The organism is Bacteroidales bacterium, from assembly GCA_018334875.1.
GTDB lineage: Bacteria > Bacteroidota > Bacteroidia > Bacteroidales > UBA12077 > JAGXLC01.
Genome location: JAGXLC010000279.1, coordinates 1 through 5369 on the forward strand (window position 1 = coordinate 1; position 5369 = coordinate 5369).

The window sequence follows — 5369 nt, forward strand, 5'->3', positions numbered from 1 at the left end:
TACCCGGTGCCAGAAGTGCTTACGAGGAACTTTCAGAGTATTTTCCGGGCAGAACTGCTAAAAATACCGATGAAGAAGCCACGGAAACGACCTGAGTGAGGATTTGGTAATCCCCGGGAGGGTTTGTGTCGACAGCGCGGATGCAAACCCTTTTCTTTTTCATAGGATTCACTTTGCTATTCGGGGCATCGGGCAAAATATCCGAGACATTGGGCATGAGGCATTAAACCCTGTTTTTTTCTGCTCCGGGGTATGAAAATTGCTATCCGAAAGAGGGAAAATTTTTGTTTTAAAGGGTGAAAAATGACCGATGAAGTGTAGGAAATGATATTTTTCCATATTGAAAAAGATCTTCATGACATTCAAAAAATACCCTATAGACATGGGAAAAAGATGGTACAGGTACAACGAAATATAGCACAGGCAGAAAGAAATACAGCCGAAATAGAAAAGAGGACCCTTACAATAGAAAAGAAATATCCCCTGAGCTATCAAGAAATATCCCTCAATCCCTCGCTAAACACTCGCCAGATAGAAACCAACATCCTAAGGACAGAAAGAAGTATAGGATGATATATAATTAAAACGATATTTTTTATCTTTAAATCATTCTGGAGTGAGAAATCATTCTGGAGTGAAACAATAAATTTAATGCTTTTATGAATTTTCTATCAATTTTATCTATAGCAGCCGGATTGGCTTCCAATGCCATAACTGAGGATCAACCCGCCGATGCTGAATCAAAAACCAATGTAATCCTTATCATGGTTGATGATATGGGATATGAATGTCTCGGCTGTAATGGGGGTTTATCGTATGACACACCTCACCTGGATCAGATGGCAGAACAAGGGAAACGCTTTACCCATTGTTATTCAACACCCATTTCTTCCCCTTCGCGCGTAAAAATTATGACCGGGATGTATAACTATAGAAACTACGAGGATTTTGGGTATCTTAGTCCGGACGAAAAGACCTTCGGTAATGTGATGAAACAAGCAGGATATGCCACTGGTATTGTAGGAAAGTGGCAGTTGAACGGAATCGGGGAATATCCGGGATGGCAGAATAGCGACAGACCAAAGGCGTTCGGTTTTGATGAATATTGCCTCTGGCAGGTCACCCAAAAACCGGTTAGAAATGAGGATACAGTGCTTTACGAACGGTATGCAAATCCATATATTGAACAGAACGGAAAAATACTAAAGGGAGTCGAAGATTCATACGGCCCCGATATATTTTCTGATTACGCCCTTGATTTCATGGAAAAAAATAAGGATCAGCCTTTTTTTCTATATTATTCCATGGTATTACCCCATTTTCCTTTTGTTCCAACCCCTGCTTCAGATGAGTGGGAGGATAAGGAAAAACGGTATAAAGAGGATAAGCGTTATTTCAAGGATATGGTGGAATATACCGATATGCTTGTAGGGAAGGTCGTTCAAAAAGTCAAAGAATTGGGAATTGCTGATAATACCCTTATCCTTTTTACATCAGATAATGGCACGCATCGTCCCCTTGTATCACAAACAAGAAGGGGTCCGGTACGGGGAGGAAAAGCCATGACAATTGATGCAGGAACCCATGTACCATTAATTGCTTATTGGCCGGAGCATATAAAATCTGGTTCTGTTTACGATGGACTGATCGGCTTCAGCGATTTCTATCCTACTCTTGCCGATGTAGCGGGAAAAAATGTTGAATCTGACGGAAAAAGCTTTCTGCCGTTATTGCGAGGAGATCCATATAAGGAACGGGAAACGGTTTTCGTACATTATGATCCAATGCACAGTGATTATATCAATCAATTTCGCGGTCGTTTTGTACGAACCCAGGAATATAAACTTTACCAGGATGGAAGGTTCTATCATATTCCGACGGATAAACGGGAACAAGATCCGATATCCCTGAGAAATGTATCGTGGGATTCCGGAGAGATAAGAAATCCGGTTTCTATGGAGCATGTGTCATGGGAAGTCATCCAAATAAGAAGTAAACTACAGAAAATACTTGATCAGGCTCCCGAATGGGAAGAAGATAGATAAAATAACTCACATTCTTTTGCAGTGAAATCTTTATCTATACAAATAAAAATAGAAAAGCAAGGATGATTCGAATATGTGAATATATTACTTAAATTCTTCTGAAACTTGATTTTATAATCTAAAGCGTAAGCGTATGAACATTTTGTCTGGAAAAGTACCACAATTGTTGGCCATCTCTACGTTGGCTCCTTTAGTTTTGAGTTCTTGCAAAACCGATGAGAATAGAGAAAAGCAAGAGAAGCCCAATATTCTATTCATTGTTGCCGATGATCTGGGTTGGAAAGACGTAGGATATATGGGCAGTGAGTATTATGAAACTCCCAATATTGATGATCTTGCCAGTCAGGGCATGATTTTCACCAATGCTTACACCAATGCACCCAATAGTGCGCCCACGCGGGCCTGTCTTATGTCCGGTCAATATTCTCCCCGACATGGTATTTATACTGTTAATAATGCCGACCGGGGAGTGGATTCCCTTAGAAAGCTGATGCCAATCAGAAATAAAACACTGCTCGATACAAGTGTAGTTACAATAGCAGAGGCCTTGAATCGTAAAGACTACGTAAGTGCCAGTATGGGTAAATGGCATCTTGGCGATTATCCTACCCACGGTCCCGAATCTCAGGGCTTTGATCTGAATGTAGCAGGCAGCCACTGGGGTCATCCCTTTCATGGCTATTTCAGTCCCTACTACAATCATGCACTGGAAGACGGTCCTGAAGGAGAATATCTCACTGACCGTCTGACAGACGAAGCTGTAAAATTCATAAAAGACAACCGGGATGAACCTTTCTTTTTGTATTTGCCTTACTATTCTGTCCATACTCCTATTCAGGCAAAAGAACAAGATATAGAGAAATTCAGAAAGAAAGAGCCCTGGAACGGTCATAACAACCCGGTATATGCCGCGATGATTCATAGTTTAGACCGGGGTGTGGGCCGGCTTATGAATACACTCCAACAACTGGATCTGGAAAAGGAAACCATTGTAATCTTTTATTCAGATAACGGAGCTTTGGGGGGATATGAAGAGAATGGCATTGTCCAAAGAGATATAACTTCCCAGGCTCCTTTGCGCGGAGGCAAAGGAATGTTCTATGAAGGAGGTATCCGGGTTCCATTGATATTCCGGTGGCCTGGTAAAATAGAAGAAGGGACCGAATGTGACACACCTGTTATAAGCTTGGATTTTTATCCTACTTTTCTTGATATTCTCGATATTGAGAAAAAAGAAGATAAGATACTTGACGGAAAAAGCATGCTTCCTTTACTTAAACAGGAAAATGACTTCGAACGGGAGGCTTTATACTGGCATTTTCCGGCCTATTTGCAAGGTAGCGAGGGAACGTTCAGAACAAGACCGGTAAGTGTAATCCGTTCGGGTAACTATAAACTGATGGAATTTTTTGAGGATGAACGATTGGAGCTTTACAATCTGGAGGAAGATATCGGCGAAGAAAACGATCTCTCGGATGAGATGCCGGATAAAACCCGGGAGCTACATCAACAACTGAAAAACTGGAGGGAGCATATCGGTGCTCCAGTGCCCCAAAAGAAAAATCCGCTGTATTATGAATTTAATTAACCTAAATAATTTATTATATTTATCTAAATTTAAGTAAGCTATGAAATATTTTAGTTACCTTTTAAGGAGGCACGGGGTAAAACCCGCCTATCTGGTTAATTTGGGAGCAGCCGCGCTGATCACCATGCCTTCCTGTAGTGGCGAAGGTGAGAAAGACGCCAAAGAGGATAAAGCCCAAAAACCCAATATTGTCTATATTTTAACCGATGATTTGGGATACGGTGATGTGGGCTGCTACGGCCAGGATAAGATCGAAACCCCCAATATTGATGAACTTGCCGAAGAGGGCATTCTTTTCACTCAGCATTACTCGGGTTCTCCTGTATCCGCCCCCGCCAGATGTGTATTGCTGACGGGCAAACATACCGGTCATTCCTATATCAGGAGCAATGATCCTTTAGGGGAACGTGGAGACGTCTGGGATTTCGAAAAAGCCAGCAAGGATCCCGGCCTGGAAGGTCAAAGGCCCATTCCGGGGGAAACCGTTACCATTGGTGAAGTGCTTCAGGAGGCTGGTTATACCACAGGATGTGTTGGCAAATGGGGTCTGGGTCCACCAATGTCGGAAGGAGCCCCAAATAAGCAGGGATTCGACTTTTATTACGGGTACATCTGCCAACGACAGGCCCATACTTATTATCCGCTCCATCTTTGGAAGAACGATGAAAAAGATACGCTGGATAACAAAATGGTGCCACCACATACAGAATTGCCCGAAGAAGCAGATCCTTATGATCCTGGAAGCTATTCCCGGTTCCGGCTTACGGATTATGCCCCGGATTTGATGATTGAGGAAACCATGCAGTTTCTGGAGCGTAACAAGCAGGAGCCTTTCTTCATGTATTATGCCACTCCAATTCCTCATTTACCCTTGCAAGCACCCGAACGGTGGGTGGAGCATTACGTGGAAAAGTTTGGTGACGAGGATCCCTATACAGGAGATAATGGTTATTTTCCCAGCCGTTATCCCCGGGCTACCTATGCTGCCATGATCTCCTACATGGATGAAAATGTGGGTAAAATCGTGGATAAACTGAAAGAAATAGGGGTCTATGAGAATACATTGATCATTTTTACCAGCGACAACGGTCCAACGTATACAGGTGGAGCTGATACCCCGTGGTTTAACAGCGGAGGCCCTTTCAAGGAAGAACGTGGATGGGGTAAAGGCTACCTTCATGAAGGAGGCATTCGCGTACCCATGATCGCAACGTGGCCGGGAAAGGTCGAACCGGGCACGGTAACCAATCATATTTCAGCAATCTGGGATGTCTTTCCCACGCTTTGTGATGTGGCAGGGGTAGAACCTCCGCAAGATCTGGATCTTGATGGGATAAGCCTTCTGCCTGCCCTTTTGGGTCAGGACGATCAGGAAGAACACGAGGTTATGTACTGGGAATTTCCTTCCTACAATGGACAGCAGGCAGTCCGTTTTGGTAAATGGAAGGCCATTCGCAAAGACATTTTTGACGGCAACATGGAAGTGGAACTCTATAATCTCCATACCGACCCCATGGAACAACACGATGTGTCGGATCAGTATCCTGAAATTTTGGAGAAAGCAAAAGAATACATGAAAGAAGAGCGGGAGTCACCCGTTGTAGAAGGGTTTCGGATGAAGCAACTGGGCGATACCCTATGAGGCATTTTATAGTCAGGATAATTTAAGAAACTCTTGTCCCTAACCCAGATAAACTGAAACTTAGCGTAGCGATCTCACAGCCTGTCCCGCTTGG

Annotated in this window: 4 protein-coding genes; all 4 read left to right on the forward strand. The window is 43.2% G+C overall.

Going from position 1 to position 5369, the window contains the following annotated elements; all coding sequences use genetic code 11:
- Positions 1-324: 324 nt before the first annotated feature.
- The 4 genes from KGY70_16370 (at position 325) to KGY70_16385 (ending at position 5275) form a co-directional block, all read left to right on the forward strand.
- A complete protein-coding gene (locus KGY70_16370) occupies positions 325-573 on the forward strand; it encodes a hypothetical protein (protein MBS3776774.1) in 249 nt (82 codons plus the stop codon).
- A gap of 86 nt (positions 574-659) precedes the next feature.
- Positions 660-2045, forward strand: a complete 1386-nt coding sequence (locus KGY70_16375) for a sulfatase-like hydrolase/transferase (GenBank protein ID MBS3776775.1) — start codon at positions 660-662, stop codon at positions 2043-2045.
- A 133-nt stretch (positions 2046-2178) separates the two neighbouring features.
- Positions 2179-3633 carry a sulfatase gene (locus tag KGY70_16380; protein ID MBS3776776.1) on the forward strand — a complete coding sequence of 485 codons (1455 nt, stop codon included), beginning with the start codon at positions 2179-2181 and terminating at the stop codon, positions 3631-3633.
- A gap of 124 nt (positions 3634-3757) precedes the next feature.
- Positions 3758-5275 (forward strand): arylsulfatase, encoded by a 1518-nt coding sequence (locus KGY70_16385; GenBank protein ID MBS3776777.1) that lies wholly within the window; start codon positions 3758-3760, stop codon positions 5273-5275.
- The last annotated feature ends 94 nt before the right edge of the window (positions 5276-5369 follow it).

Coding starts and splice junctions, on each gene's coding strand:
- KGY70_16370 (MBS3776774.1), top strand. CDS start 325: ATGATATTTTTCCATATTGAAAAAGATCTTCATGACATTCAAAAAATA.
- KGY70_16375 (MBS3776775.1), top strand. CDS start 660: ATGAATTTTCTATCAATTTTATCTATAGCAGCCGGATTGGCTTCCAAT.
- KGY70_16385 (MBS3776777.1), top strand. CDS start 3,758: ATGCCTTCCTGTAGTGGCGAAGGTGAGAAAGACGCCAAAGAGGATAAA.
- KGY70_16380 (MBS3776776.1), top strand. CDS start 2,179: ATGAACATTTTGTCTGGAAAAGTACCACAATTGTTGGCCATCTCTACG.